Raw genomic sequence first — 26,353 nt, 5'->3', positions numbered from 1 at the left:
CGGAGATGCCAGGTGAACAAGCCAGAGAGTTTCGAGTCTGAACGCCTTACCGCCAGGGACATGGATGACGAGGTTCTCGCCACGTACCCCACCGAGGCGTTCCTTTCGCGCGACTATCTGGAGGCGGAGAAGAAGAAGCTCTGGCCGAAGGTCTGGCAGATGGTCGAACGCGAAAGCGACCTGCCGAACCCCGGCGACTGGATGACCTACAACGTCGCCGACGAATCGGTCATCGTGCTCAGGAAGGACGACGGCTCGCTCAAGGCCTTCCACAACGTGTGCCCGCATCGTGGCCGCCAGCTGGTCTCGGTGCCGGATTTGCTGCCAGGCAAGGTGCATGATGTACGGGGGAACAACCGCAAGAACTTCATCTGCGGCTTCCACGGCTGGACCTATGACCTTGACGGCAACAACACCTACATCCTCGATCCGCAGGACTGGGGGGGCAAGCTGACGCCGGACATGACCTGCCTTTCGGAGGTCAAGGTCGATACCTGGGGCGGCTACATCTACATCAACATGGACCCCGATTGCGTGCCGCTGAAGGAATGGATGGGCCGGGCGGGCGAGATCCTCGACTACTTCGAACTCGACAAGATGCGCTACAAGTGGCGCCAGTGGGCGATCTATAACTGCAACTGGAAGACCGCAATCGAGGCTTTCCTCGAGCCCTACCATGTCGCGGGCACCCACACCCAGCTGTTGGCTTATGGCGACTACTACGCGCTTTCGAAGCAATACGGCCTGCACTCGGTCAGCAGCTACGATACCCGCGACGAAAAGTTCCAGATGAGCGAGAGCTCCGGCACCACCCGCGCCGGCAAGGGCGATGATCCGCGCCGTTCCACTTACGAGCTCATCCGCGAGAACTATGAGACGGTGAACTACACCGCGTCCACGGAAACACTGGTCAAGGCTGCCAGTCGGCTCGTCGACGAACTGCCCGAGACGGCGACGGCGCAGGAATGCATTGCCCACTGGCTCAAATCCGCCAAGGCCGACGACGCCGCGCGCGGCGTGACCTGGCCGGAAGTTCCGCCCGAGATCAAGAAGGAGTCGGGCCTCGCCTGGGGGCTGTTCCCCAACCAGAACATCCTCCACGGCGAGACATTCGCGCTGTGCTATCGCGTGCGACCCTACGGCGACGATCCGAACAAGTGCATCTTCGAAAGCTATGCGCTGGAGCGCTTCCCCGAAGGCGAGGAGCCCGAGACGGAATGGGTTTATGCCGACCCTACCGGCGACAACTGGGGCTCGGTGCTGGCGCAGGACTTCTCCAACATGGAATTCGTGCAGAAGGGCATGAAGTCCAGCGGTTTTCGCGGTCCGCTGCCCAATCCGCACCAGGAGCAGAAGGTCATCAACCTGCACCGCAACCTTGCCGATTTCATGGAAGGACGCGGTGCTCCGAGGCGGCTTGACGTCGACTGAGGGTCACGTGCTGGCAGAGGCGAGCCTGCCGGGAAGGTTGGCGCGAAGGTGGGCGACCATCGCGCTGACCTTGGGCGAGAGGTGCCGCCGCTGCGGATAGACCGCCCAAATGGGTTCTTCCTGGGGACTGAGATCGGCCAGGACGGGCTCCAGCCTGCCTTCGGAGATGAGATTGCCGAGATAGAACGTGGGGAGCTGGCAGATGCCCATGTCCGCCAGAGCCGCCTCGAGCAGGGCATGGCCGCTGTTGCACCGCCAGCGGCCTTGCGGGCGGTAGGTCTTCGTATCCCGGAAATGCCACTGGCCGGACGAACCGATGAGGCATTCGTGCTTGCGCAGGTCCCCGATGTCGGAAGGTCGGCCATGCTTGTCGAGATAGCTCGGCGAAGCGAGTGTGACGAGCCCCCTCGATGCCACGCGTGTCGCCACCAGTCGGGAATCGTTGAGGTGACCGGTGCGGATCGCAAGGTCATAGCCGTCGGCGATAAGGTCGACGATCGTGTTGTCGAGATCGAGCGTCACCGTCAGGGCGGGGTAGGTGAGGGCGAGCTCGCGAAGCAGCGGGGCCACGAACTTCTCTCCCAGCGCATAGGAACAGGTCAGCCGCAGATGCCCGCGCGGTTCGCCCTGCGAGGCGACCGCGGCGATCGCCTCGTCGCGCTCCTCGATCAGGCGCTTGCAGGTTTCGAGGAAGATCTGCCCGGTCTCGGTCAGCCGCAAGGTGCGCGTCGTGCGGTGGAGGAGCTGCACCTGCAGGCGGCTTTCGAGCCGCGCCAGCGATCGGCTCATGTGCGTCACCGAAGCGCCATAGGCCTGCGCCGCGGCGGTGAAGCTGCCTAGCCGGGCAATAATGGCGAACTCCTCAATTCCGTCCCAGCTCCCCAGCATCACTTTCTCCGTGTAGGGATAATCCTTTTCTAGAGCGGCGCTTTATCACAGCATGCCGGAGTTTTACAAAGCGTGTCGATATAGAGGAGTTTTGCGCCATGAAGACCCGCGCCGCCGTCGCATTCGAAGCGAAGAAACCGCTGGAAATCGTCGAAGTCGACCTTGAAGGCCCCAAGGAAGGCGAAGTTCTGGTCGAGATCATGGCGACCGGTATTTGCCACACCGACGCCTACACGCTCGACGGCCTCGATTCGGAAGGCATCTTCCCCTCGATCCTGGGCCATGAAGGCGCCGGCATCGTTCGTGAGGTGGGGCCGGGTGTCGCCAGCGTGAAGCCCGACGATCACGTGATCCCGCTCTACACGCCCGAATGCCGCCAGTGTAAGTCGTGCCTCTCGGGCAAGACCAACCTGTGCACGGCGATCCGCGCGACGCAGGGGCAGGGGCTGATGCCGGACGGCACCAGCCGCTTCAGCTACAAGGGCCAGAAGATCTTCCACTACATGGGCTGCTCGACGTTCTCGAACTTCACCGTGCTGCCCGAGATCGCCGTCGCCAAGATCCGCGAGGACGCGCCATTCCAGACGTCGTGCTACGTCGGCTGCGGCGTGACCACGGGCGTGGGCGCGGTGACCAATACCGCCAAGGTGCAGGTGGGCGAGAACGTGGTCGTCTTCGGCCTCGGCGGCATCGGCCTCAATGTGATCCAGGGTGCGAGGCTCGCCGGTGCGAACAAGATCATCGGCGTCGACCTCAACCCCGATCGCGAGGAATGGGGCCGCAAGTTCGGCATGACGGACTTCCTCAACGTCAAGGGCATGAGCCGCGAGGACACCATCGCCAGGATCGTGCAGATGACCGACGGCGGCGCGGACTATACCTTCGACTGCACGGGCAACACCGAAGTCATGCGTACGGCGCTGGAATGCTGCCATCGCGGCTGGGGCGAGTCGATCATCATCGGTGTGGCCGAAGCCGGCAAGGAAATCGCCACGCGCCCGTTCCAGCTCGTCACCGGCCGCGTGTGGAAGGGCACCGCGTTCGGCGGCGCCAAGGGCCGCACCGACGTGCCGAAGATCATCGACTGGTACATGAACGGCAAGATCCAGATCGATCCGATGATTACCCACGTTCTTTCCCTTGAAGAGATCAACAAGGGGTTCGATCTGATGCATGCTGGCGAATCGATCCGCTCCGTGGTGGTCTATTGAATCGAGAATTGGGGAAACTGCGCATGTTTACGCATATCATGGTCGGCACCAACGATGCTCCGGCGGCCAAGGCCTTCTACGACGGCGTGATGGGCGCGCTGGGCCACGGCGAGGGCATGCTGATGAACGAAGGCGCGGCAGTGCTGTACCGCACTGAAACCGGCATGTTCATGGCGACCACGCCGCGCAACGGTGAGCCGGCCACGCACGCCAATGGCGGCACCATCGGCCTTTTCGCGGCCAGCCCGGCGGTGGTCGATGCCGCTCATGCGGCGGGCCTTGCCGCCGGCGGCACCTGCGAAGGCGAACCCGGCCCGCGCGACATCATGCCCGGCGCCTATGGGGCGTACCTGCGCGATCCGACCGGCAACAAGATCTGCCTCTGGCACATGGCCGCGGGCTGAAGCGATGGGCATGGAAACCGTATCGCGGAACAAGTCCTTCGGCGGCACGCAGGGCGTCTACCGGCACCAGTCGAGCGAAACGGGGACAGAGATGACTTTCTCCGTCTTCGTGCCCGAACATGCGCCGGGCGCGAAGCTGCCAGTTCTGTGGTATCTGTCGGGGCTGACCTGCACGCATGCCAACGTCACCGAAAAGGGCGAGTTCCGCGCCGCCTGCGCCGAGCACGGCGTGATCTTCGTCGCGCCCGACACCAGCCCGCGCGGCGAAGAGGTGCCCGACGACGAAGGCTATGACTTCGGCAAGGGCGCGGGTTTCTATGTCGATGCGACCGAGGAACCATGGGCCACGAACTTCCGCATGCGTTCCTACATCGAAAAGGAGCTGTCGGCGCTGGTCGCCACCGAATTCCCCGTCGATATGGAGCGGCAGGGTATCACCGGTCACTCGATGGGCGGGCACGGCGCGCTCACCATCGCCCTGCGCGATCCGCGGCGTTTCCGCTCGGTCAGCGCATTCTCGCCGATCGTTTCTCCTCTGAACTGCCCCTGGGGCGACAAGGCGCTGACCGGATATGTCGGCGCCGATCGCGCGGCCTGGCGTGAATACGATGCCTGCGCCCTGATCGAGGATGGCGCGCGTCTGCCCGATCTGCTGGTCGATCAGGGAACCGCCGATGGCTTCCTGGAGGAACAGCTCAGGACGCACCTGCTTGCCGAGGCTTGCGAAAAGGCCGGTCAACCAGCGACGATCCGGATGCAGGAGGGGTACGATCACTCCTACTACTTCATCTCGACCTTCATGGCCGATCATGTCGCCTGGCATGCAGAGCGGCTGAAGGCCTGAACTCGCGCATGACCTTTCGGTCGTGACGTCCTATTACGGGGCAGGGGCTTGCGTCGGGCAGCCCTGATGGAACGGCCGGGGAGACAGGCGGGCATGCGCGGTACGGTAACGATCAGGGCCGAACGCAATGCCTATGTCTCAACCGGCGGTGAGGCGCTTTCCCTCGCCGTTCCGGTCGAGGCGCCAATTGCGATCGAGACCAACGGCATCGCTTATGCCGTGATGATGGCCACCCCGCTCGACATCGAGGATTTCGTGACAGGCTTCCTCATGGCCGAGGGTCTTGCCCAGGCCTCGGAAGTCGGCCCGGTGGCCGTCCACGCGGTCGAGAACGACGAATGGGGCACCGGATACGTCGCGCGCGTCAATCTGCCCGAAGCGCGCCTCGGCCCGATCCTCGAAAGGGCGCGCCGCCGCGTCGGGGACAGTTCCTGCGGGATTTGCGGGATCGAGGGCGTCGAAGCCGCGCTACGGCCGCTGCCCGGACTCGATCGGCCGAACCGGGCGACGCCCGAGGCGATCAGGCGCGGGCTGGATGCCCTGCGCGCGCGGCAGGAACTGGGCCGAAAGACCTCTGCCACTCATGCCGCCGCCTTCTGCCGGTCCGACGGCACAGTCCACGCCGTGCGTGAGGATGTCGGCCGCCACAATGCGCTCGACAAGCTGGTAGGCGGCCTCGCGCGCGAGGGCGCCGATCCGGGCGAGGGTTTCATCATCGTCACCTCGCGCTGTTCCTATGAACTGGTCGAAAAGACAGTGCGTGCCGGGTGCCCGCTGCTTGTCGCCATTTCCGCGCCGACCGACCTTGCCGTGCGCCGCGCGGCGGCGGCGGGGCTGAATCTCGCTGTTGTCGCGCGTGACGACACGATGCTGTGGATCGGCGCGGGCGAGGGGCAATCGAGTAACCGCTGACCGGTTCCGACCGGCGGCGGCAACTGTCCGCCTGTTTTCCTTGTGCTGGCCGTGAACCGAACCTAGATTCGCGCATGCCCGATAATGCTTGCACAAAAGGAACGCGGTAGATGGCGGTTGCTACGGATCAGGCCACGGAAGAGCTGAAACTGACTCCACCCGAACCGGTGCCCGCCGTAAAGCCCGAAAAGGCCGCTGGCCTCGTTCCGGTGAACGAGGAGCAGAAGTCGCGCCTGCAGGTCCGGGTGGAGGAATTCGTCGACGATCTCGTCTCGCAGGATTCGAATTCGCCCGAATTCGGCCGCCGGGTCGATCAGATCACCAACATGGGCCGCAAGGAAATCGCCGAGGCGGCGGGCCAGTCCAACCGCTTCCTCGATCGCCCGATCCGCGCGATGGACGAGACTACCGGCGTCGGCGTCGATCTGGCCGAGCTGCGCCGCACGGTCGAGGATCTCGACCCCTCGACCAAGGGCGACCTCACCGCGCCGCGCAAGCTCTTCGGCATCATCCCCTTCGGCAGCAAGCTGAGGAACTACTTCGACAGCTACAAGAGCGCGCAGACCCACATCAGCGCCATCCTCACCCGTCTGCAGGGCGGCAAGGACGAGCTGCTGATGGATAACGCCGCGATCGACGTCGAGCGCCAGAACCTGTGGAAGGCGATGGGCAAGCTGGAGCAGATGATCTTCATGTCGAAGGCGCTCGACGAGGCGCTGGAGCAGAAGGCGGCAGATCTCGATCACACCGATCCGGCCAAGGCAAAGGCGGTGCGCGAGACGGCGCTGTTCTATGTGCGCCAGCGCACCCAGGACCTGCTGACGCAGATGGCGGTCACCGTGCAGGGCTATCTCGCGCTCGATCTGGTCAAGAAGAACAACGTCGAACTGGTCAAGGGTGTCGACCGTGCCTCGACCACCACGGTCGGCGCGCTGCGCACGGCCGTCACGGTGGCGCAGGCGATGACCAACCAGCGCCTCGTGCTGGACCAGATCACCGCGCTCAACACCACCACAGCGAACATCATCGACGCCACCGGGCAGATGCTGAAAGACAACACGGCGAAGATCCACCAGCAGGCGGCCAGCGCGACGATCCCGCTCGAGACGCTGAGCCGGGCGTTCCAGAATATCTACGACACGATGGATTCGATCGACACCTTCAAGCTCCAGGCGCTCGACAACATGAAGCAGACGGTCGTCGCGCTCGAAGGCGAGATTGGCAAGTCCAAAGCCTACATCGCCCGCGCGCAGGGCCAGTCCGAAGGCGTGGCGGCCGGCGACGACAAGGCCGCCAGGTCGATGCTGGAGGCGCTGGACTGAGCATGCCGGGGACCGGGCATTCGAGAAACTATCCGTCATCCCGGGCTCGACCCGGGACCGCTGGCGTTCTTGAGGTGAGCTTGTGCCGGGGGCGCTCTGCACGGCCGTGCGTAAACACCGCCACCGGTCCCGGATCAGGTCCGGGACGACGATTGTAGCTCATGGCCGGCCCCCGCTCCCCCGTCCAGCAGGAGATCATCCGCGCGGCCCGCCGCCAGCGCGCGATCCGCCTGTACAACGCCCGCAAGGAGCGTTGGCGCTTCCGCTTTCGCCGTCTGCGCCGCGCGTTTCTGGCGCTGATGGGAATCGTGATCGTCTCGATCGGCGCGGGGCTCTTCCTGGACGGATTGCCGGATACGACCTGGCTCCTCACGATGCTGCTGGGCGTCTTGGTGTTCATCGTGTTGTCCATCTATCCCGCCACGCCGCGCCCCAGAACGGACCAGCTTTCCAGCGTCGAACTGGCCGAACTGGCCGGATCGACCGAACTCTGGCTGGAGGCCCGCCGCCGCTCGCTGCCCAATGCCGCGATCGACGCCATCGACATGATCGGCGTCCGTCTCGAACAGCTCGCGCCGCAACTCGTCACGCTCGAAGAGAACGGCCCCGCCGCGCGCGAGGTGCGCAAGCTGCTGTCCGAGCACCTGCCCGGCCTGGTCGACAGCTACACGCGCATCCCCCCGGCGCTGCGCGGCAGGGAACACGCCGGCAGCACGCCCTCGGAACAGCTCATCGACGGCCTCTGCGTGATCGCCGACGAGATCGAGGCCATGTCGCACGACCTCTCACGCAACGACCTCGACGCCCTGGCCACGCGCGGCCGCTTCCTCGAAACGAAATACATCGACCATGGTTGAGCTTTTGACGGCGCCGGAGAGCCTGCCGTTTTCAGCCGCGCTTGCGCTCATGCTGATGCTTGCGGTGCTCCAGATCATTGGCCTCGGCAACCTGCTTGGCGGCGAAGCCGATGTCGACGTGGATGTGGACGGCGAGGTGGGGGTGGACGCCGGCCTGCTCTCGCTGATCGGACTGGGACGTCTGCCCTTCCTCATGTGGCTGATGCTGCTTCTGGCCGTGTTCGGCGTGATCGGGCTTGCCGGGCAGCAGTTCCTCGCCGCGCTGACCGGGCATCCCTGGAGCGCCTGGTTCGCAGGTCCGGTCGCCGGCCTGGCGTCGCTTCCCGTGACGGGCGCGATCGCGCGCCCGCTGGGACGGATCATCCCGCAGGACGAAACGACCGCGATCGACGTGACCGCGCTGGTCGGACGGCAGGCGGAGATCGTCATCGGCACCGCCGTGCAGGGCAGTCCCGCGAGGGCGAAAGTGACCGACCGTTTCGGCCAGGTTCATCACGTCATGGTCGAGCCGGACGAAGCCGATCAGCGCTTCGAACAGGGCGACCGCATCCTGCTTGTTCGGCGTGAAGGAGAGCTGTTCAAGGCGATCGGGCGGGGCGACCGTTACTTGCCCCGGCTCGACGGGTGACACCGCGCCGCCGGGGTCAGATCACGGGCCATTAACATTCTGAAATCGGTATCGCGCGTTCCGGTTTTGCTATGCCGAAGATCGGCGTTTCGATAGATACTCTTGCTGTAGTCAACACGCCGACCATGCCCCGTCATGCGCGGCGAACAGGGGAGTATTACGAAATGGAAGCCTTCGTCGGTCCGGCGATCATTGCCGGTATCGCCCTTGTCGTGCTCCTGGCGTTCGGGGTCATGCTCGCGCGGCTCTACCGGCGCGCGAGCAAGGAAATCGCTTTCGTCCGAACCGGCGTAGGCGGGGAGAAGGTGGTGATGAACGGCGGCGCTCTCGTGCTGCCGATCTTCCACGAGACGATGCCGGTGAACATGAACACGGTGCGTCTGGCCGTGGAGCGCAAGAACCAGGATGCGCTTATCACGCTCGACCGTCTGCGGATCGACGTGAAGGCGGAATTTTATGTGCGCGTTCGTCCGGACGCGCCCGCCATCGCCATGGCAGCGCAGACGCTGGGTGCGCGCACGATGCATCCGGAGGCGCTCAAGGACCTCGTGGAGGGCAAGTTCGTCGATGCGCTGCGTTCGGTCGCGGCGGGAATGTCGATGAACCAGCTCCATGAACAGCGGGCGGATTTTGTGCAGAAGGTGCAGCAGGTGTCCTCGTCGGACCTTGCGATGAACGGGCTCGAGCTGGAATCGGTCTCGCTGACCGGGCTCGACCAGACCTCGATCGAGCACTTCAACGCGAACAACGCTTTCGACGCGGAGGGCCTGACCAAGCTCACCGAGCAGATCGAGCTGCGCAAGAAGGCTCGCAACGACATCGAGCAGGACACCCGTGTCCAGATCGAAAGCAAGAACCTCGAGGCCGAGCGCCAGTCGTTGCAGATTCAGCGCGAGAACGAGTTCGCCAAGCTGGAGCAGGAGCGCGAGGTCGAGATGCGGCGGGCGGAACAGGCCGCCGAAGTCGCTCGCGAACAGGCTTTGCGCGGCCGTGAAGCGGAAGAAGCGCGGATCATCGCCAAGCAGAAGGTCGATGCGCAGCAGATCGAGTCGGATCGTTCCGTCGCGGAAGCCCGGATCGCGCAGCAGCAGGCGGTCGAGCTGGCCCGCCAGGAGCAACAGATCGCGATCCAGAACAAGAGCCGCGAGGAAAGCCAGGCAAAGGCCGAGGCGGACGAGGCGCGCTCCAAGGCGGTCGCCGCCGAGGAGCAGGTCACGACCAGCCGGGAAACCGAGATTGCCGAACGCGCCAAGCGGATCGAACTGATCGAGGCGACCAAGGAGGCCGAGCGGCAGGCCATTTCGGTAAAGGTTCAGGCCGAAGCCGAAAAGGAAGCCGCAGCCAACCGCGCCGAAGCGGCAAGGCTTGCCGCCGAGGGCGAGGCCGAGGCCGAGAAGCTGCGCGCCGAAGCCGCACGCGTGCGCTTCGAGGTCGAGGCGGCCGGCCAGCGCGCGATCAACGAAGCGGCGAATATCCTGTCCTCGGACCAGATCTCGCTGCAGATGAAGATGGCGCTGCTCAAGGTGCTGCCGGAAGTGGTGCGGGAATCGGTGCGCCCGATGGAGGCGATCGATTCGATCAAGATCGTGCAGGTCGACGGCCTCACCCAGAAGGGCGGCGTTGCGAACGGAGCGTCCGCCGGCGGGTCGGGCAACCTTGCCAACGACGCGGTCAGCGCCGCGCTCGCCTATCGCGCGCAGGCACCGGTGATCGACGGGCTGATGAAGGAACTGGGTCTCGATGGCGCGTCGCTCGCGACGCTGGTGAAAGGCGCCGCGGATCTATCCGACACACCCGCCGCCGTGCCTAACGGCGAGGTCGAAGGCGAAGCGATCGCAAGTCAGGACTGAAACGCAAAGAAGGGGGCGCGGGTCGAAGACCCCGCCCCCGAACTGCATCATCGCCCCGGCGCGCCGCCGTGGCCTGCATGGCGCGGATTGCGATGGTATCCCGGCTCTCCAGCGGCTTTGTGCAGGGCGGCGAGAGCGAGGAGCGAACCATGGCCGGAACCGTCTTCAAGATTCTGTTGTTCATGAAGCGCCGCCCGGACATCTCGGTGGATGCGTTCCGTGAATACTACGAAACCCGTCACGCGCCGTTGGCGGAGAAATATTCGCGCGGGATCAGCCGCTATATCCGGCGCTACGTCGAGCCTCTGGTCCATCCCGAAACCGGCGAATGGACCGACGCGCCCGATGTCATCACCGAACTCTGGTTCGAGGACGAGCAGGTCTTTCGCGCCGCGCTCGCCTACATGACCTCCAGCGTGATGCCCGATGAGATCATCGAGGACGAGAAGAACCTGTTCGATCGCTCCTCGTTCCGCATCGCCACTGTGGTAGAGCGCGAATCGGAGACGGGGGGCTGAGCGCGCCTTACCAGCGCACGCCTTCTTCCCTGGGCTTGCACGCGTAGGGGCGGTCGTATGAAGGATCGTCCTTGCCCCACAGGCCCTTGAGGAAGCCCTTCACGGCCTCATCGTTTCCTACATGCCGAGCCGGCCGACGATACCGCCGTCCACCCTGATGTCGCACCCGGTGATGTAGGAGGCGGCGGGCGAGCACAGGAACTCCGCGACCGAGGCGATCTCGTCTCCTTCGCCGAGCCGGCCGAGCGGCGTCATCTTGATCATGGCGCGCATCTGCTCGCTGACCTCGGCCTCGGCGCGGCTCATCTCGGTGTCGATGAAGCCGGGCGCGATCGAGACGATGCGCACGCCGCGCTCGCCGAAGGCAGCCGCTTCGCGGGCCACGAGGCCGATCACCGCGCGCTTCGAGATGGCATACCCCGCGCCCGGATCGGTGGCGAACGCCGCGATGGCATCGCGCCCCTTGCCCTCCACAAGCTCTCTCGTGGCGGCGAGAACGGCCGGATCGCTGAGCATGTACGCCGAAACCGACGAGATCAGCACCGCGCATCCACCCTCGCTGAAGCGCGGCAGCAGTGCGGAAACCAGCCTTTGGGTGGCAAAGTAGTTCACCTCGAGAATCCGGTCCGCGTCCGCCATTGTCGGGGAGAGGCCGGCGGTATGAACAAGCGCGAAGATCGGGCTGTCGTTCAGCGCGGAAAGCAGCCTTTCGGGATATTCGGGCGCCGCAATGTCTCCGGCGAGGGTGTCGACTTCCCCGCCGGCGCTGCGCAGTTCATCCGCCAGTGCCTCGATCCGCTGGGCGTTGACGTCGCACAGCAGCAGCGGACGCCCTTGTGCCGCGAAGCGCCGAGCGGTCGGACGGCCCATGCCGCCGGCGGCGCCGGTGACGATGACCTTTCCTTCGAATCGATCCACGGCCTGTCCTCTCTTTGCCGCTTTGCGCGGTTTGAATGTGATTTGGTAGTTGCAGTGCCAACGTCGAGCCACAGGGCAGGGTGCGACATCGCGTGGGCGGAACATTCGGTGCAGCGCTGCATCGGCCAGGGTCCTTGCGCGCTTCGCGGACGTTTTGACGAAGGCGATAAGAGTTACTGTTTATCATAAGTGTTGCATCTCGCTGCGTTACGGAGTTCAATCGAACCGAACGAAAGCAATGTCGAATTTCGGGACCGGGAGAAAACGCATGCAGATGACCGGCGAGCAGGTGATTGCCGCCCCTCGCGAAAAAGTGTGGGAGGCGCTCAACGATCCGGCGGTTCTCGCCCGGTGCATCCCCGGTTGCCAAAGTCTCGACAAGGAGGGTGATGACCGCTTCGTGGCCGTTGCCGAAATCAGGATCGGTCCCATCGGCGCGCGGTTTCGTGGGAATGTCCAGCTTTCCGATTGCGATGCGCCCAACGGTTATACCATCACCGGTTCGGGAAACGGAGGGATCGCCGGAAGTGCCAGGGGCGGAGCCAAGGTCCGACTGAGCGATGCCGGTCCACGGGAAACGCGCGTTTCCTACGAGGTCGAGGCGGAAGTCGGCGGGCGCATGGCGCAGCTCGGCGGCCCGATCATCGACGCGACAGCGAAGAACCTTGCAGGCACGTTCTTCTCCCGATTCGGCGAAGTGGTCGAAGGCAGGGCGCCAGCGGCATCGGCCGTCGCCGGGGAGGTTCCGGCGACGCCTGCTTCCGCTCAGCTCGCTCCGCAGGCCGGGTTGCCGCAGGGACGGGCCGGCGTCTGGGGCTGGATTCTCGTTCTCGTGCTGGCGCTGGTTACCGGCTTCTCGCTCGGGCGGATGGAGGTGGCCGGCCTCGGTCTGCTGATGGTGGCGATCCTGCTGGTTGTGGCGGTTGCGGCGGGGTTCGAGGCAGGACGGCGCGGAGGCGGGCGATGAAGCCGGCTCCTTTCGACTATGAACGCCCATCGAGCATCGGGGAGGCCTGTCGACTGCTGGACGAGGCCGGCGGCGGTGCGACCGTGATCGCGGGCGGGCAGACACTTGTCCCTCTGCTCAATTTGCGCATGAGCCAGCCCTTCATCCTCGTCGACATCAACGGTATCGACGCGCTCAAGGGAATCAGCCGGGTGGAGGGTGGCACGCGCGTCGGCCCCGCAACCAGCCAGGCCGAGGCCTTGAGTGACGAGACGCTGGGTCGCCACCTTCCGGCACTTGTCACCGCGCTCGGCCACGTCGGGCATTACCAGACGCGCAATCGCGGCACGATCGGCGGCTCGGTGGCGCTGGGCGAGCCCGCGGCGGAAATGCCCGCCGCAGCCGTGGCGCTGGGCGCGACGATCGAGATTGCGTCGGTGCGGGGAAACCGCTCGGTCAAGGCCGACGAATTCTATCTGGGGCCATTCATGACGGTGCTCGAACCCGATGAACTGGTTACCGGGATCGTCTATCCGGACTGGCCGCCGGATCATGTCGTGCTCTTCCGGGAAGTGGCGCAGCGTCCCGGAGATTTTGCACTGGTCGGAATGGTGGGGGCGCTCGCGATCGCCGACGGCAAGATTTCGCGCGCCGGCCTTGCCTGGTTCGGCATGGGGCCTACGCCGATCAAGGCACGGCAGGCCGAAGTGGCGCTCATCGGTGCGGCTCCTGGCGAGGCTGACGCTCAGGCCATCGCCGAACTCGCCGTCGCCGATACCGCGCCGTTCGGCGATCACCGCGCCAGCGCCGAATACCGGCGCACGGTCGGCCGGCGGATCTTCGTCCGCGCCCTGCGCGAAGCGCTCGAAGCGAAGGAAACAGCATGAGTGAGCACCGCATCGAACTCACGGTCAACGGCCGTCCCCATTCGGCGCGCGTCGAGGCACGGATGAGCCTTGGCGAATTCCTTCGCGAAGAGCTTGGCTATACCGGCACGCACTTGGCCTGCGAGCATGGCGTCTGCGGGGCCTGCACCGTGTCGGTGGACGGGGTGGCGATGCGTTCGTGCCTGATGCTTGCGGTGCAGGCGGACGGCGCCGACGTCGGGACCGTTGAGGGACTGGCCGCGGCAGACGGCACATTGCATCCGGTGCAACAGGCGCTGCGCGACAACTTCGGTCTGCAGTGCGGCTTTTGCACGCCGGGCATTGCGATCACGCTGACGACCGTGCTCACGGACAACCCCCGGGCGAGCGAGGCGGAGATGGAGGCGGCGATGTCCGGGCATGTCTGTCGCTGCACCGGATATCAGGGCATTCGCAGGGCGATCCGCCAGTTGGCTGGGCATGGCGCGGGAGAGGCGGCATGAACGTGCAGCGGTCGGTCGGCGCCACCCGTTACGTAGGCCAGCGGACGGCGCGCAAGGAAGACGGGCGCCTGCTGGTCGGGCGCGGCCAGTTCACCGATGATGTGCGCCTGCCGGGGATGTTGCACGTCACTTACGTCCGCTCGGCCGTCGCGCGAGGGCGGATTGTCTCGATCGACACGGAGGCCGCGCGCGAGATGCCCGGTGTCCATGCGATTTACACGCAGGCCGATCTTGCCGCGCTGCCAGTGCAGATGCTCAGCTTCTTCTTCGCCCCGATAGAAGCGCCGGTGACGCTGCTTGCCGACGGCCGCGTGGCCTGCGTCGGCGAGCCGGTCGCGATGGTCATCGCGGAAAGCCGCGCCCAGGCCGAGGATGCGGCATCGCTCGTCGAAGTCACGATCGAGGAGGAGGCGCCGCTCGTCACGATTGCCGACGCCAGGACCGGCCCGCTCGTACACCCCGGAAGGGACGACAATGTTGCCGCCGAAATGGGGGACGAGGACGCACTGGATGCTATCCAGCCGCTGATTGACGGCGCGGCGCATGTGGTGACGCAGACCGTTCACCATCAGCGCATCGCCCAGTCGCCGATGGAATGCCGAGCCTGCGTCGCCTCACCCGACGGCACGGGCGAGATGACGGTTTGGATGGGCTGCCAGAGCCCGCATCTCGCGGCGCGTTATCTCTCGCTCGCGCTGGGTTTGCCGGCGGAATCGATCCGCGTCATCGCCAAGGATGTGGGCGGCGGCTTTGGGCTCAAGAATATTCCCTGGCGGGAGGAAGTCGCGGTGGTGGTGGCCGCCCGCCTTTTCGGTCGTCCGTTAAAATGGATCGAGGACCGTTTCGAGGCGCTGACCGCTTCAAGCCACGCACGCGAGCAGGAAGCCACCTTGACCGCCGGATTCGATGCGGAGGGCCGGCTGACGGCGGGCTGGTGCGATTATGCCTGCAACAACGGTGCATGGCCGATGGGCGAGGATGCGAACATCGCCGTGCACATGTTCATGTGGCCTGCCTACAAGCTGCCCGCATACGGGTTCATAACCAGGGGCTGGTACACCAATACCATGGGCCTGGGCGCCTATCGCGGGCCGTGGGCGATGGAAACGCTGTTGCGCGAGACGCTGCTAGACAAGGCCGCGCGCAGGCTCGGCATCAGTCCTGTGGAAATCCGCAGGCGCAATCTCGTCTATCTTTCCGATCAGCCGCACACGTCGACGCTAGGCGTCGAAGTCAACGACATCACGCCGGGCGAATGCCTCGAAAAGCTCGTCGCCAACGTCGATATCGCGGGCTTCCGCAAGGAACAGAAAGAGGCCCGGCGGCAAGGCCGTTACCTCGGGCTCGGTTTCGCGGCCTATATCGAGCCGACCGGAGCCGCCGGCACCATGGCGCCCATGACCGGTGAGACCGCGCAACTGCGCATCGAGCCGACGGGCAAGGTGACCGCCATGCTTTCCACGCATTCCCAGGGCCATGGTACGGCGACGACAATGGCGCAGGTCATAGCCGAGCAGCTTGGCGTACTCTACGAGGATGTGAGCGTGTTCGAAGGGGATTCGGCCATCGGTGCCTTCGGGCCCGGCGCGGCCGGCAGCCGCCAGGGCGTAATCGCGGGGGGCGCGACCTGGCGGGCCTCGCAACTCCTCGCCGAAAAGGTGAAGGTCGTCGCGGCGCACCTCTCGAATGCCGGTCCCGATGCCGTTACGATTTCCGGCGGCATGGTCCATGTGGAGGGTGCGCCCGAGATGTCCCGGTCGCTGAAGGAGATCGCCGAAATCGCCTATGGTGAGCCCGGGCGACTTCCCGAGGGGATGGCATCGGGTCTTGAGGCGCAGTTCCGTTACCAGCCGCCGCCCGTGACCATGACCAGCGCGGCGCACTGCTGCATGGTCGAGGTCGATGCCGAGACCGGCTTCGTGAAGATCCTGCGCTGGATATCGTCGGAGGATTGCGGGACGGTGATCAATCCCGGTGTGGTCGAAGGGCAGATCGCGGGCGGGCTTGCCCAGGCGATCGGGCAGGTCCTGCTGGAGGAGATGCCCTATGACGCGCGCGGCAATCCCCTCGCAGCGACGTTCAAGGACTACCTGATGCCGGCGATCAGCGATGTGCCGGATTTCGAATACATCCACGCCAACACTCCCGCCCAGACGATTGGCGGGATGCGCGGCGTGGGTGAGGGCGGGGCCATTATCGGCCCCCCGACGCTGGTCAACGCCATAGCAGATGCGCTGAGTCCCTTCTGCGAGATCGAGGAACTGACGTTGCCGCTGACACCGGCGCGCATCCTCGATGTGATCGAGCAGCGCGACGTTTCGGGGACCCGGGACCGCGCAAACCGGGACGAGGCTGCGCGCGCGCGCGACGAGATGGCCGAAGCGCCGCCGCTGGCGTCTGAGGTTTCCGCGCAGGGCCCACAGGCAAGCATCGACGGCGACTGGAACATGACCCTCAAGGCGCCGATGGGCGGACAGAGCTTCCTGGCCCACTTCGAGGCCGATGGCGCCGAGCTTTCGGGCTATCTTTCAGCGCCCGATGGGCGGCAGGACTTTTCGGGCGGCACTTTCGAGAACGGGCGGATGCAGTTCATGGTGAAGGTCGACAATCCGATGAAGGTCACGCTGAAGTACGATCTGCAGGCGGGCGCGGATACCATTACCGGCAAGTGCAAGATGGGCATGTTCGGCACCGCGAAGGTAACCGCTGTGCGCGTCTAGAGTGATGTCGAAGCAGGTGGAACCACCCTGCTGACTCGGAAATCACGGTAAAAACAAACAGATAGAATGTCGGCTTTGATGCAATCAAAGTCGACATTCTACAGGCCGGTGCGTCCGCCCATCATCGCGGGGTTTGGCCCCGGCCTCCAAGTGTTTACGTGCGATTTCGCGGCGTTAACGCGCACCAGCCTCATTCCAAGCCTCGCGAGAAGCTTGGAATGAGCTGCGTGGTGATTTGCCAGCCGCGCCGGAAAAACCGCAGGCGGCGGGATTACCAGACCAGCGAAAAGTTCTCTGGGCCGATGACGCCGCCGGGCCGGTATTCGATATGTGTTCCCGGCTTGAGCTTGAAGCTGGGGATGCGCTTGAGCCATTCCTGCAGCGCGATCTTCACTTCGAGACGTGCGAGGTGCGCGCCCATGCAGCTGTGCACGCCGACAGTGAAGGCCAGGATCGTCCTGCGCGGGCGGTCGAAGTCCACTTCCAGCGGGTTGGGGAAGACTTCGGGGTCGAAGTTGCAGGCGGGCAGGATGAAAGTGACGCGGTCGCCCTTTTTCATCTTCACGCCGCGCATCTCATAGTCCTGATCGAGCACGCGGCCCGAGAAGGTGACCGACCAGCGGCGCAGCAGTTCCTCGACCACCTTGTCGATGTCCTGAGGCCGCTCGTGGATTTCCTGGACCTTGTCCGGGTTCTGCGCGAGGTAGAGCCAGATGTTGTTCAGCGTGGCAAAGACGGTGTCGAGGCCGCCGATGAACAGGAAGCAGACGAAGCCGAAGATTTCCTTGTCGGACAGCGGCACGCCGTCGGGCGCGGCATGGGCGATCAGGCTGACGACGCCGTCGTCCGGATTTGCCTTCTTCTCGGCGATCGCTTCCTTGAGGTAGACGGTGATGCTCTGCATCGCCTGCCCCATGATCGCCCGGTCGTTCGAATGGAGCAACTGCATCGCCCAGGAGACGAAGGTGTCGCGCATGTCCTGCGGCAGGCCCATGATGTCGAGGAACACCGAGACCGGCAGCGGGCGGCCGAATTCCTCGGTGAACTCACACTCGCCCTTGTCGATGAACCCGTCGATCAGGTCATTGGAGCGTCGGCGGATCTGCTCTTCCAGCTTGAGCACGCCCTTGGGCGAGAACACCGGATCAACGATGTTGCGGTACTTGCGGTGGTGCGGCGGATCGATCTCGATCGGGATGAAATAGAAGTAGTCGTCCGGATCGCGCGGGAAAGGCGTTGCGCCTTCGTTGGAGAAGATCTCGGGGTGACGCAGCCCGAACAGCGCGTCCTCGTGCTTGAGCATGTGCCACATGTTGCCCATGGGGCTGACGTCGTAATAGATCGGTGGCTGCTTCTCGTGCAGCGCCGCCATGAAATCATGCGGGCCGGCGAGGAATTCCGGTCCGACGGTCAGGCCGGACTGGCGGATCAGTTCCGGCGGAACGTGATCGGGGACCTGATCCATGCCGACGTGGCGCGGAAAGGCGGGCGGAACCGGGTTTGCTGCGTCGATAGGCATCGGATCTCTCCCTGTGTTCGCGGTCGTCGGATCAGTACTGGGATTCGGGCATGTGGACGACAAGGCCGTCGAGCGCGTCGGTCATTTCGATCTGGCATGACAGCCGGCTTGTCGGCTTCACTTCGGCCGCGGCCGCTTCGAGCAGCTCCGCTTCGATATCGGAAGACGGACCGCCGACCTTCTGGGTCCAGGCATCGTCGATATAGCAATGGCACGTTGCGCATGAGAGGCCGCCGCCGCATTCGCCCACGATGCCTTCCACGCCGTGGTAGAGCGCACCGTGCATGACGTTTTCACCAACCGGAACATCGACTTCCTGCGCGTTGCCCGCGTAGTCGACATAAGTAACCTTGGGCATGAGCCTCTCCTGCAAACCTTCTCTTGAGAACGGCGTTCTCATGGTCTATACCGAACGCATGCTCCAAGTCAACGGAAATGCCCCGAGGAAACGTGCGACCGCTCATTCGCGGCCGGATACTGGACGGGCGCGGCAACCGGGCTTAGGCGATATTCATGCATAGTAGCCCCATCAGCCCCTTCCTTGAAAGCGACGTTTCGGACGACGAACAGGACCGCACGCGCATGCTCCTGAACGCAGCGTACGAGTTGCTCGACGAACAAGGTCTTGAAGGGCTGACGATCCGTGCGGTTCTGTCGCGGGCCGGTTTGGCCAGGCGCGCCTTCTACGAGCGCTTTCAGGGCAAGGACGACCTCGTTCTTGCCGTGTTCGACGGATCGCTGCGCTCCGCCGCGCGGCTGTTCCACGATATGACCGCGCAAAGCTCAAGCCCGCTCGAAGCGCTGCGGACGATCGTCACGAGGCTTGTCATCGGCCAGCTTGGCTATGCCGATGACGGCGGCTACCGGCGCGGCGCGGCGCTGAGCCGCGAGCACCTGCGGTTGGCGCAGTCGCGTCCGGGGGAACTGCAATCCGCGCTCGCGCCGCTGCTCGATCTGATGGGGGGCCATATCAGTGAGGGTATCCGGCAAGGCCTGTTCCGCGAGGCCGATCCGCAAACCCAGGCGCGCCTCGTCTACAACCTCGTGTCGACCACGATGCACACGATGCTGCTTCAGGAGGAGGAGGGCGGGGGCGCCGACCGCGCGGAACGCGAGGCGCTGGCCGATGTGATCTGGGAATTCTGCCGCCGCGCCATAATCGCCTGACACGGCCGCGAGGCGCGGTCAGAGCGGTTCGATCCGGGCCAACAACCGTTCGATGTCCTCCGGATAGGCAAGGGCATTGCCCGCGCGCAGGACCGCGGCGGAACCCGCCGCCAGGCCGAAGCGGAACGCCTCGCGTTCGTCCTTGCCCGACGCCAGCGCGAAGACCATCCCGGCCACGAAACTGTCTCCGGCCCCGACCGCGCTTGCTGCCTTGATCCGGGGCGCGGGCAGAAAGGCCGGCCCTTCCTCGCGGGCGAGGACGGCGCCCTCGTGGCCCATCGTCACCGCGACGAAGCGCGCCTTGCCGGCCTCGACGATTTCCATGGCCGCCTTGCCGATCGCGTCCACATCATCGAGCGAGCGTCCGGCATATTGCCGCAGTTCGCCCCTGCTGGGCTTTATCAGGGTCAGGCCGCCGGCGTCGATCCCGGCCGCCAGAGCCGCGCCCGAGCTGTCGAGCACGATCTCGATTCCGCGCGGGCGCAGTAGCCCGGCGATGCGGGCATAGTAGTCATCGGGAACGCCCGGCGGCAACGAACCACTGAGCACCATGTATTCGCACTCGACATCGGCCAGTCGGTCGAGGCATTCGCGCCATTCGCGCTCCGCGATATGCGGCCCCTGCGGAACGAAGCGATATTCCTTGCCGCTTTCCCGTTCGAGCACGGCGGAGGCTACGCGGGTCGAACCTGCAATCGGAATGCGCGTGCGGACCAGTTGGTGCCGGTCGATGAGGCCGTCGAGCGCCGGTCCCGTTGCGCCCCCGGAGAGGTAATAGCACCGGGCATGTCCGCCGAGCCTGACGAAGACCCGCGCGACGTTGATGCCGCCGCCGCCCGGCGCGTACCATTCGTTCTCGGTACGCATCTTGTGCGTTGGCTGCATCTTGTCCACGTCGTAGGACACATCGATCGTGGGATTCATCGTCAGCGTGGCGATGTTCTTCATTGCGGAAGTCTCCTCTCGCCAGGAAACTGCCGGAATAGTGCCTCGGTTTCCATGCTGTCCGTCAAATCGCGGAAGCCGAGGGAAACGATGAGAGGGTAAGCGCGCAACCGGCCGACAGGTTTCAGGCGGCGCTGCGCCGTTTCCCGGCGAGGCTGTTGCCGGGTTCTGCAAGGAGATGAGCGGGCATCGCACGGCCGAAGAGGTAGCCCTGTCCCTGCGCGCAGCCCTCACTGCGCAGGTAATCGCGTTCCATCTCGCGTTCTATGCCCTCGGCCGCGACAGTCAGGCCCAGGCTCCGCCCCAAGCCGATCACGGCGCGGATCACTGCCCGCGAGTTGGTATCGTTCTGCAGGCTGAGCACGAAGGATTTGTCGATCTTGATCTTTGTGAAGGGATAGCTGAGCAGATAGCTGAGAGACGAATAGCCGGTGCCGAAATCGTCCAGCGAGATGCCGATGCCGAATGCCCGCAGGTTGCGGATGATCGCGGCCGGGCGCGGCCCCTTTTCCATCAGCACGGCTTCGGTGATTTCCAGTTCCAGCCGCTCGGCGCGCAGGCCGGTGGCGGACAGCGCGTTGATGACGGTACTCAACAGATTGCCGTTGCGAAATTGCAGCGGCGAGACGTTGACCGAAAGCTTTACCTCCTCCGGCCACGAGGTTGCTTCACGGCAGGCGGACTGCAGGACGAAGCGGCCGACCTGGTCGATCAGGCCCATTTCCTCGGCAAGCGGAACGAAGATGTCCGGCGCGATGTAGCCGCGCTGCGGATGGCGCCAGCGGGCCAGCGCCTCGTAGCATTCGACGGCGCCCGTATCGAGATTGACTATGGGCTGGTAGTGGACTTCCAGTTGACCGCCGAGGATCGCCTGGCGGAAATCCTTTTCAAGCTTGTTCTTCTCCTGAACGGCCTCGTCCAGCCGCGCCTCGAAGCCCTTGCAGCTGCCGCGCCGTTCGGCCTTGGCGGCATAGAGCGCAAGATCCGCGTAGCGCAGCAGCGTTTCCGGGTCGCTGCTGTCGAACGGGGATGTGGCGAAGCCCACGGTGGCGCCGATGTGGATCATGTTGCCCTTCACCAGGAAGGGCTCGGACATGGCGGTGATGATCGACCGCGCTACGATTTCGGTCTGCGTGAGGCTCAACTGGCGAAAGATGATCGCGAATTCGTCTCCGCCGATGCGGCAGAGCAACGCCCCGGGCGGGATAAGCTCGCGCATGCGGATCGCCGCTTCGGTGAGGAGGACGTCGCCAAAGTAATGGCCGTAGGTATCGTTGACGGACTTGAAGTGATCGAGGTCGACAAGGGCGATCGTGACCGTGTCGTCCAGCTTCGCCAAGTCCAGGACCTCGCGCAGATGTTCGTGGCAATGGGCGCGGTTGGCCAGGCCGGTGAGTTCGTCGTGACGCGCCATGTGCGCCATGCGCTGCTCGATGCGGCGGCGCTCGGTAACGTCGAAGATCGACACGATCGTCACCGCATAGCCTTTCATCTGTGAAAGACGCGTCGAGATGACCGCCTCCACGCAATTCCCATCGCGGCGCAGCATTCGCCAGCAGTCATTGCTGCTGGCGCGTTCGGAAGTCAGCATTTCCTCGGCCAGCGCGCGGCACTCGTCGGGGAAGAGCGCGGCGACGGGCATTCCGGCCATTTCGCGGTCCCCGTATCCGAAGAACGCGCAGGCCGTCTCGTTCGCGGACAGCACCTGGCCATTGGCGAAGTCACAGACCAGCGTTGCCACGGGATTGCGCTCGAACAGCATGCGGAAGGTTTCTTCCTTCTGCTTCATTTCGGTGATGTCGACGCGAATGCCGATCGTGCCGCCGCTTTCGGTCTTGCGCTCCTCGATCATGATGCAGCGGCCGTTGGACAGGCGCTGCTCATGGCGGGCGCCGGGCTGGCGCAGGAGCGAGAGGCGGTGGGCGATCCATTCCTCCTCGCGGCCTGCGGCCTCGGGATAGTCGCCGCGCTCGACGCCGATGCGCAACGTGTGCTCGAGCTTCACGCCCGGTTCGAGCAGGTCCGCCGATTTCGAATAGATTTCCGCGTATTGGCGGTTCCACAGGATGTAACGGTTTTCCTCGTCAAGGAAGACGATGCCCTCCGGCAACGCGTCGACCGCCTCGCGAAGGCGCTGCTCGGCTTGCGAAGCCGCCCGCAGCGCGCGTTCCAGTGAATGTATGGCCTGCTCGTCGGCAGGTTCGCCGCTCTGCACTTCGTAACCCCCACATTCACGACACGACCCTGTGTGTGACGATGGCTACGTCGCAAAGGTTAATATTGTAATCATAATGACTTGGCGGCCAGACCATAGCGTTTCACCGATAAATGCGTCGAGATTCCCGATGTCGCTTCCGCGCAGATACGAAGCAATCGGCGCCAAATGGCCCGCCGCACGGGGGTGCGACGGGCCACGCTTTCCTCCCCAGGAAAACTCTCGGGCGCTTCAGCGGCGAACGGCGCTGCCAAGGCGGTGATAGAGGTTCGAATACTTGGAGGAGATCGGATCGTCCTCGTGGGCCTTCAGGTAGAACAGGACCGCTTCCTGCAGCAGCTTGAAGTCCTCGTTCGACAGCACGGCGCGCGAGCGAGCCGGTTCGCAAGTGGTGGTGGTCGTCATCACTTTTCTCCTTCTTTTCGCTCGTGGGTGCGGATTGGCCCGCGAACTGGTTGCTTCACTGCCTCATGCAGTGAACTCGGTTGCTCCCCGCCTCAGGCGGCGAACTGATTCATCGTGTTGTGCTCGCCGCCGGCCTTGAGCGCCGCTTCACCGGCAAAGTATTCCTTGTGGTCGTCGCCGATGTCGGAGCCGGCCATGTTCTGGTGCTTGACGCAGGCGATGCCCTGGCGGATCTCCTGCCGCTGGACGCCCTTGACGTAGCCGAGCATGCCGGCATCGCCGAAGTATTCCTTCGCGAGATTGTCGGTAGAAAGCGCCGCGGTGTGGTACGTCGGCAGGGTGATGAGGTGGTGGAAGATGCCCGCCTCGCGCGCCGCGTCCTTCTGGAAGGTGCGAATGCGCTCGTCGGCCTCTGCCGCCAGCTCGGTGTCGTCGTAATCCACGCTCATCAGCTTCGAGCGGTCATAGGCCGAGACGTCTTTGTCCGCCTCCTGCCACGCATCGAACACCTGCTGGCGGAAGTTGAGCGTCCAGTTGAAGCTGGGCGAGTTGTTGTAGACCAGCTTGGCGTTCGGGATCGCCTCGCGGATGCGGCGGACCATGCCGCCGATCTGGCCGATGTGCGGTTTCTCGGTCTCGATCCAGAGAAGATCGGCGCCATTGCGGAGCGACTGGATGCAGTCGAGCACGCAGCGGTCCTCGCCGGTCCCCGGGCGGAACTGGTAGAGGTTCGACGGGAGCCGCTTCGGCTTCATCAGCTTCCCGTCGCGGCTGATGAGGACATCGCCGTGGCCGAGGTTGGTCGGGTCGATCTCATCGCAATCGAGGAAGGAGTTGTACTGGTCGCCGATGTCGCCGGCTTCGCGGGTATAGGCGATCTGCTTGGTCAGGCCGGCGCCCAGCGAGTCGGTGCGGGCGACGATCAGGCCCTCGTCGACGCCGAGTTCCATGAAGGCATAGCGAACCGCGCGGATCTTGGCGATGAAGTCCTCGTGCGGAACGGTGACCTTGCCGTCCTGGTGGCCGCACTGCTTTTCGTCGGAGACCTGGTTCTCGATCTGGATGCAGCAGGCGCCCGCTTCGATGAACTTCCTGGCGAGGAGGTAAGTGGCCTCCGCATTGCCGAAGCCGGCGTCGATGTCCGCGATGATCGGCACGACGTGCGTTTCATGGTTGTCGATCGCGTTCTCGATACGGCGCGCTTCCACTTCGTCGCCGGCCGCGCGGGCCTTGTCGAGTTCGCGGAACATCATGCCGAGTTCGCGCGCGTCGGCCTGGCGCAGGAAAGTGTAAAGCTCCTCCACCAGCGCGGGAACCGAAGTCTTCTCGTGCATCGACTGGTCGGGCAGCGGACCGAACTCGCTGCGCAGCGCGGCGACCATCCAGCCCGAGAGGTAGAGGTAGCGGCCCTTGGTCGTGCCGAAGTGTTTCTTGATGGAGATCATCTTCTGCTGGCCGATGAACCCGTGCCAGCAGCCCAGCGATTGCGTGTACTGCGCCGGATTGGCATCATAGGCGGCCATGTCCTCGCGCATGATGCGCGCGGTGTAGCGGGCGATGTCGAGGCCCGTCTGAAGGCGGTTCTGCAGACGCATGCGCGCGACCGATTCGGGCTCGATTCCGTTCCACGTGGGTTCGGTGCCGATGGTTCGGCCGGCCTCGACGATCTTCTGCTGGTAAGTCATTATTCGCTGTTCCCCGTGAGCATTCGTTCTTGCGTTCGATGCTCTCCAGCTAGGCGCGAATGGGGGGGCGGGGAACGGCTCGCGAAGTCTCGTTGTAAAGCTTTACAGATTTTCATTGTAAAGTTGTGCAGTCCTGACAGTATGCTGAGGATATGGCAGAAAACCGCCCCTTGTACCTTGGCCCAAGGCTGCGTCGTCTGCGCCGCGAACTCGGCCTGACTCAGCAGGCGATGGCCGGCGACCTCGATATTTCGCCCAGCTATGTCGCGCTGCTGGAGCGCAATCAGCGGCCCGTGACCGCGGACATGCTGCTGCGCCTTGCGCGAACCTACCGGATGGAGATCACGGATCTCGCCAGCGAAGACGGTGAGAATTATGCGCAGCGGCTGAACGACATTCTGCGCGATCCGGTGTTCGACGACATCGACCTGCCTTCGCTCGAAGTCTCGGACCTGGCGATGAGCTTTCCCGGTGTGGCCGAAGCGCTGTTGCGGCTCCACGGCGCCTATACGCGCGAGCAGCAGGCGCTGGCCGAGCAGCGCGATGCAGAGCCCGGCGAGCAGGACAGCGACCCGGTGCGCGAGGCGCAGCGCTTCTTCGCGGCCTCACGCAACTATTTCCACGCACTTGATGCCCAGGCCGAGGAACTGGCGGGCGAGATCGATCAGGCCGGCGGGATGGAAAAGTGGCTGGGGAGCAAGGGCGTGCGCGTGCGCTTTTTGCCGCCGGACGTGCTGATGGACGCGATGCGCCGGTTTGACCGACATAATCAGCAGCTCCTGATCGACGACACGCTCGATTGCCCGAGCCGCGCCTTTCAGATCGCCACGCACATCGCCCATACGGCCCTGCGCGGCGCGATCATGCAGATCGTGCGGGGGCAGGATTTCGCCAGCAAGACTGCCGCCACGCTCATCCGCCGCGCGCTGGCGGGATATGGCGCGGCGGCGATCCTCATGCCCTATCGCAAGTTCGCGCGGGCGGTGCAGGCGCGCGGTTACGACATCGAGGCGCTGGGCGGTCAGTTCGGGATGAGCTTCGAGCAGGTCGCCCATCGCCTGACGACGCTCCACCGGCCGGGAGAGGAGCGCGTGCCGTTCTTCTTCATACGCGTGGATGAGGCGGGCAATGTGTCCAAACGGCTCGATGGCGCGGGCTTTCCATTCGCGGCGCATGGTGGCGGTTGCCCGCTGTGGAATGTCCATCAGGTGTTTCGCCGGCCGGGAGAGCTCCACACGCAATGGCTCGAACTGCCGGACGGCCAGCGCTTCTTCTCGATCGCACGTACCGTCACGGCCGGGGGAGGACGCCATGGTCGGCTGCGGGTCGTCCGCGCCGTCGCCCTTGCCTGCGTCGCCGAGGAGGCGGGCAAGCTGGTCTATGCCGGCGAGGCCGATCCCGCGTCCGCGCCGACGACGCCGATAGGTGTCACCTGCCGCCTTTGCCACCGCGCCGAATGCATCGCGCGTTCGGTCCCGCCGATCGGGCGCGAAATTCTCTCAGACGATCATCGCCGCGCCGCACAGCCTTACTCCTTCGCTGAGAGCTGATAAGGATGATTATCCGAAATATCGACTTTGAATTTGCAATGGCGAATTG

General features: G+C 64.6%; 24 protein-coding genes. 16 read left to right on the top strand and 8 right to left on the bottom strand.

Translation table 11 applies throughout. The features are described from left to right. Positions 1-60 precede the first annotated feature (60 nt). A complete protein-coding gene (locus IEX32_RS03300) occupies positions 61-1,431 on the top strand; it encodes an aromatic ring-hydroxylating oxygenase subunit alpha (protein ID WP_188768558.1) in 1,371 nt (456 codons plus the stop codon). Positions 1,432-1,434: 3 nt separating this feature from the next. On the opposite strand, the gene IEX32_RS03295 is transcribed toward IEX32_RS03300, so the two are convergent. Then, the gene (locus IEX32_RS03295; RefSeq protein WP_188768389.1) at positions 1,435-2,319 is read right to left on the bottom strand and encodes a LysR family transcriptional regulator; all 885 of its coding nucleotides are present in this window, start codon (positions 2,317-2,319) and stop codon (positions 1,435-1,437) included. A gap of 98 nt (positions 2,320-2,417) precedes the next feature. Between IEX32_RS03295 and IEX32_RS03290 the strand changes: the two genes are divergently transcribed. The 9 genes from IEX32_RS03290 to IEX32_RS03250 all read left to right on the top strand — a co-directional run bounded on the left by IEX32_RS03290 (position 2,418) and on the right by IEX32_RS03250 (position 10,865). Beyond that, positions 2,418-3,530, top strand: coding sequence for an S-(hydroxymethyl)glutathione dehydrogenase/class III alcohol dehydrogenase (locus IEX32_RS03290; protein ID WP_188768387.1), 1,113 nt, complete (start codon positions 2,418-2,420; stop codon positions 3,528-3,530). Between the two features lie 23 nt (positions 3,531-3,553). Continuing rightward, the gene (locus tag IEX32_RS03285) at positions 3,554-3,934 is read left to right on the top strand and encodes a VOC family protein (RefSeq protein WP_188768386.1); all 381 of its coding nucleotides are present in this window, start codon (positions 3,554-3,556) and stop codon (positions 3,932-3,934) included. A 4-nt stretch (positions 3,935-3,938) separates the two neighbouring features. Then, positions 3,939-4,778: an S-formylglutathione hydrolase gene (gene fghA / locus IEX32_RS03280; RefSeq protein ID WP_188768384.1), complete on the top strand. Its 840-nt coding sequence runs from the start codon at positions 3,939-3,941 to the stop codon at positions 4,776-4,778. Positions 4,779-4,871: 93 nt separating this feature from the next. After that, on the top strand, positions 4,872-5,690 hold the full coding sequence (gene fdhD, locus IEX32_RS03275) for a formate dehydrogenase accessory sulfurtransferase FdhD (protein ID WP_188768382.1): 819 nt from the start codon (positions 4,872-4,874) through the stop codon (positions 5,688-5,690). A 110-nt stretch (positions 5,691-5,800) separates the two neighbouring features. Then, positions 5,801-7,012 (top strand): toxic anion resistance protein, encoded by a 1,212-nt coding sequence (locus IEX32_RS03270; protein ID WP_188768381.1) that lies wholly within the window; start codon positions 5,801-5,803, stop codon positions 7,010-7,012. 161 nt (positions 7,013-7,173) lie between these two features. Further along, positions 7,174-7,869 (top strand): hypothetical protein, encoded by a 696-nt coding sequence (locus IEX32_RS03265; RefSeq protein ID WP_188768378.1) that lies wholly within the window; start codon positions 7,174-7,176, stop codon positions 7,867-7,869. Then, the gene (locus IEX32_RS03260) at positions 7,862-8,497 is read left to right on the top strand and encodes a YqiJ family protein (RefSeq protein WP_188768376.1); all 636 of its coding nucleotides are present in this window, start codon (positions 7,862-7,864) and stop codon (positions 8,495-8,497) included. Before IEX32_RS03265 ends, IEX32_RS03260 begins: the two co-directional genes overlap by 8 nt. A 164-nt stretch (positions 8,498-8,661) precedes the next feature. Next, positions 8,662-10,347 (top strand): flotillin family protein, encoded by a 1,686-nt coding sequence (locus tag IEX32_RS03255; RefSeq protein ID WP_188768374.1) that lies wholly within the window; start codon positions 8,662-8,664, stop codon positions 10,345-10,347. 149 nt (positions 10,348-10,496) lie between these two features. Continuing rightward, positions 10,497-10,865, top strand: a complete 369-nt coding sequence (locus IEX32_RS03250; protein ID WP_188768372.1) for an EthD domain-containing protein — start codon at positions 10,497-10,499, stop codon at positions 10,863-10,865. Between the two features lie 117 nt (positions 10,866-10,982). On the opposite strand, the gene IEX32_RS03245 is transcribed toward IEX32_RS03250, so the two are convergent. Beyond that, positions 10,983-11,783 (bottom strand): SDR family NAD(P)-dependent oxidoreductase, encoded by an 801-nt coding sequence (locus IEX32_RS03245; RefSeq protein WP_188768370.1) that lies wholly within the window; start codon positions 11,781-11,783, stop codon positions 10,983-10,985. 268 nt (positions 11,784-12,051) lie between these two features. On the opposite strand from IEX32_RS03245, the gene IEX32_RS03240 reads away from it, so the two are divergent. From IEX32_RS03240 to IEX32_RS03225, 4 genes are read left to right on the top strand one after another with little or no spacing between them, the layout of a single operon-like run. Beyond that, a complete protein-coding gene (locus IEX32_RS03240; protein WP_188768368.1) occupies positions 12,052-12,750 on the top strand; it encodes an SRPBCC family protein in 699 nt (232 codons plus the stop codon). Next, positions 12,747-13,616 carry an FAD binding domain-containing protein gene (locus IEX32_RS03235; protein ID WP_188768367.1) on the top strand — a complete coding sequence of 290 codons (870 nt, stop codon included), beginning with the start codon at positions 12,747-12,749 and terminating at the stop codon, positions 13,614-13,616. The genes IEX32_RS03240 and IEX32_RS03235 overlap by 4 nt, the downstream gene beginning before the upstream one ends. Continuing rightward, complete coding sequence (locus tag IEX32_RS03230) at positions 13,613-14,098, top strand: (2Fe-2S)-binding protein (protein ID WP_188768365.1); 486 nt, start codon at positions 13,613-13,615, stop codon at positions 14,096-14,098. Before IEX32_RS03235 ends, IEX32_RS03230 begins: the two co-directional genes overlap by 4 nt. Next, positions 14,095-16,818, top strand: a complete 2,724-nt coding sequence (locus IEX32_RS03225; protein WP_188768363.1) for a xanthine dehydrogenase family protein molybdopterin-binding subunit — start codon at positions 14,095-14,097, stop codon at positions 16,816-16,818. The genes IEX32_RS03230 and IEX32_RS03225 overlap by 4 nt, the downstream gene beginning before the upstream one ends. Positions 16,819-17,089: 271 nt before the next feature. On the opposite strand, the gene IEX32_RS03220 is transcribed toward IEX32_RS03225, so the two are convergent. Both IEX32_RS03220 and IEX32_RS03215 read right to left on the bottom strand, forming a co-directional pair. Next, positions 17,090-18,337 (bottom strand): cytochrome P450, encoded by a 1,248-nt coding sequence (locus IEX32_RS03220; RefSeq protein ID WP_188768361.1) that lies wholly within the window; start codon positions 18,335-18,337, stop codon positions 17,090-17,092. Between the two features lie 31 nt (positions 18,338-18,368). Next, on the bottom strand, positions 18,369-18,695 hold the full coding sequence (locus IEX32_RS03215; RefSeq protein WP_188768359.1) for a 2Fe-2S iron-sulfur cluster-binding protein: 327 nt from the start codon (positions 18,693-18,695) through the stop codon (positions 18,369-18,371). Between the two features lie 155 nt (positions 18,696-18,850). Here IEX32_RS03215 and IEX32_RS03210 point away from each other — a divergent pair, with 155 nt between their 5' ends. Then, positions 18,851-19,504, top strand: a complete 654-nt coding sequence (locus IEX32_RS03210) for a TetR/AcrR family transcriptional regulator (RefSeq protein ID WP_188768357.1) — start codon at positions 18,851-18,853, stop codon at positions 19,502-19,504. Positions 19,505-19,522: 18 nt separating this feature from the next. Here IEX32_RS03210 and IEX32_RS03205 read toward each other — a convergent pair whose 3' ends face one another. From IEX32_RS03205 to IEX32_RS03190, 4 genes are all read right to left on the bottom strand, one after another. Next, positions 19,523-20,452: a 1-phosphofructokinase family hexose kinase gene (locus IEX32_RS03205; protein ID WP_188768355.1), complete on the bottom strand. Its 930-nt coding sequence runs from the start codon at positions 20,450-20,452 to the stop codon at positions 19,523-19,525. 121 nt (positions 20,453-20,573) lie between these two features. Beyond that, positions 20,574-22,664: a putative bifunctional diguanylate cyclase/phosphodiesterase gene (locus IEX32_RS03200; protein WP_188768353.1), complete on the bottom strand. Its 2,091-nt coding sequence runs from the start codon at positions 22,662-22,664 to the stop codon at positions 20,574-20,576. A 231-nt stretch (positions 22,665-22,895) separates the two neighbouring features. Next, on the bottom strand, positions 22,896-23,069 hold the full coding sequence (locus tag IEX32_RS03195) for a hypothetical protein (protein ID WP_188768351.1): 174 nt from the start codon (positions 23,067-23,069) through the stop codon (positions 22,896-22,898). A gap of 92 nt (positions 23,070-23,161) precedes the next feature. Continuing rightward, on the bottom strand, positions 23,162-24,754 hold the full coding sequence (locus IEX32_RS03190) for an isocitrate lyase (RefSeq protein ID WP_188768349.1): 1,593 nt from the start codon (positions 24,752-24,754) through the stop codon (positions 23,162-23,164). Between the two features lie 152 nt (positions 24,755-24,906). Here IEX32_RS03190 and IEX32_RS03185 point away from each other — a divergent pair, with 152 nt between their 5' ends. Then, positions 24,907-26,304 (top strand): helix-turn-helix domain-containing protein, encoded by a 1,398-nt coding sequence (locus IEX32_RS03185; protein ID WP_188768347.1) that lies wholly within the window; start codon positions 24,907-24,909, stop codon positions 26,302-26,304. Positions 26,305-26,353: the final 49 nt, after the last annotated feature.

Origin of the sequence: Novosphingobium endophyticum (assembly GCF_014640675.1) — a bacterium.
GTDB classification, from domain to species: domain Bacteria; phylum Pseudomonadota; class Alphaproteobacteria; order Sphingomonadales; family Sphingomonadaceae; genus Novosphingobium; species Novosphingobium endophyticum.
The sequence above is the reverse complement of the archived record's forward strand: the minus strand, read 5'-3'. Positions and strand labels throughout refer to the sequence as shown.

Coding starts and splice junctions, on each gene's coding strand:
- IEX32_RS03265 (WP_188768378.1), top strand. CDS start 7,174: ATGGCCGGCCCCCGCTCCCCCGTCCAGCAGGAGATCATCCGCGCGGCC.
- IEX32_RS03260 (WP_188768376.1), top strand. CDS start 7,862: ATGGTTGAGCTTTTGACGGCGCCGGAGAGCCTGCCGTTTTCAGCCGCG.
- IEX32_RS03220 (WP_188768361.1), bottom strand. CDS start 18,337: ATGCCTATCGACGCAGCAAACCCGGTTCCGCCCGCCTTTCCGCGCCAC.
- IEX32_RS03215 (WP_188768359.1), bottom strand. CDS start 18,695: ATGCCCAAGGTTACTTATGTCGACTACGCGGGCAACGCGCAGGAAGTC.
- IEX32_RS03210 (WP_188768357.1), top strand. CDS start 18,851: ATGCATAGTAGCCCCATCAGCCCCTTCCTTGAAAGCGACGTTTCGGAC.
- IEX32_RS03190 (WP_188768349.1), bottom strand. CDS start 24,754: ATGACTTACCAGCAGAAGATCGTCGAGGCCGGCCGAACCATCGGCACC.
- IEX32_RS03205 (WP_188768355.1), bottom strand. CDS start 20,452: ATGAAGAACATCGCCACGCTGACGATGAATCCCACGATCGATGTGTCC.
- IEX32_RS03290 (WP_188768387.1), top strand. CDS start 2,418: ATGAAGACCCGCGCCGCCGTCGCATTCGAAGCGAAGAAACCGCTGGAA.
- IEX32_RS03240 (WP_188768368.1), top strand. CDS start 12,052: ATGCAGATGACCGGCGAGCAGGTGATTGCCGCCCCTCGCGAAAAAGTG.
- fdhD (WP_188768382.1), top strand. CDS start 4,872: ATGCGCGGTACGGTAACGATCAGGGCCGAACGCAATGCCTATGTCTCA.
- IEX32_RS03225 (WP_188768363.1), top strand. CDS start 14,095: ATGAACGTGCAGCGGTCGGTCGGCGCCACCCGTTACGTAGGCCAGCGG.
- IEX32_RS03235 (WP_188768367.1), top strand. CDS start 12,747: ATGAAGCCGGCTCCTTTCGACTATGAACGCCCATCGAGCATCGGGGAG.
- IEX32_RS03285 (WP_188768386.1), top strand. CDS start 3,554: ATGTTTACGCATATCATGGTCGGCACCAACGATGCTCCGGCGGCCAAG.
- IEX32_RS03230 (WP_188768365.1), top strand. CDS start 13,613: ATGAGTGAGCACCGCATCGAACTCACGGTCAACGGCCGTCCCCATTCG.
- IEX32_RS03185 (WP_188768347.1), top strand. CDS start 24,907: ATGGCAGAAAACCGCCCCTTGTACCTTGGCCCAAGGCTGCGTCGTCTG.
- IEX32_RS03250 (WP_188768372.1), top strand. CDS start 10,497: ATGGCCGGAACCGTCTTCAAGATTCTGTTGTTCATGAAGCGCCGCCCG.
- IEX32_RS03270 (WP_188768381.1), top strand. CDS start 5,801: ATGGCGGTTGCTACGGATCAGGCCACGGAAGAGCTGAAACTGACTCCA.
- IEX32_RS03300 (WP_188768558.1), top strand. CDS start 61: ATGGATGACGAGGTTCTCGCCACGTACCCCACCGAGGCGTTCCTTTCG.
- IEX32_RS03295 (WP_188768389.1), bottom strand. CDS start 2,319: ATGCTGGGGAGCTGGGACGGAATTGAGGAGTTCGCCATTATTGCCCGG.
- IEX32_RS03195 (WP_188768351.1), bottom strand. CDS start 23,069: ATGACGACCACCACCACTTGCGAACCGGCTCGCTCGCGCGCCGTGCTG.
- fghA (WP_188768384.1), top strand. CDS start 3,939: ATGGGCATGGAAACCGTATCGCGGAACAAGTCCTTCGGCGGCACGCAG.
- IEX32_RS03255 (WP_188768374.1), top strand. CDS start 8,662: ATGGAAGCCTTCGTCGGTCCGGCGATCATTGCCGGTATCGCCCTTGTC.